The 258-nt window shown below is 72.9% G+C and carries 1 protein-coding gene; it reads right to left on the minus strand.

Going from position 1 to position 258, the window contains the following annotated elements; translation table 11 throughout:
* On the minus strand, positions 1-216 hold a 216-nt coding region (locus tag HKX41_12225), incomplete at its 3' end, for a hypothetical protein (protein ID NNC24902.1).
* Between the last annotated feature and the right edge of the window lie 42 nt (positions 217-258).

The raw sequence follows: 258 nt of genomic DNA on the forward strand, positions 1-258 counted from the left end.
GAGCTGCCATTGGTAGGGCTCGTCGGTCCAGTGCGGATCGAGTTGCAGATAACGGGTCTGCCCCGCAGCGGGTTCGGCGGCCGCGGCGCTGCCGACGGGGACGAGCAACGCGAGCGCGGCCAGGACGAAGGCAGGCAACGCGCTCGGCGCGATGCGGCGGTGCGGACGATGGGCGGCCATGGTGCGGTCCTTTGCGGCGTCGGCGCAGTATTCCATGCGCCGCGCGCCGCCACGCCCCGCAGCGTTCAACCGCGCTCG

Origin of the sequence: Salifodinibacter halophilus, from assembly GCA_012999515.1 — a bacterium.
GTDB classification, from domain to species: Bacteria; Pseudomonadota; Gammaproteobacteria; order Nevskiales; family Salinisphaeraceae; genus Salifodinibacter; species Salifodinibacter halophilus.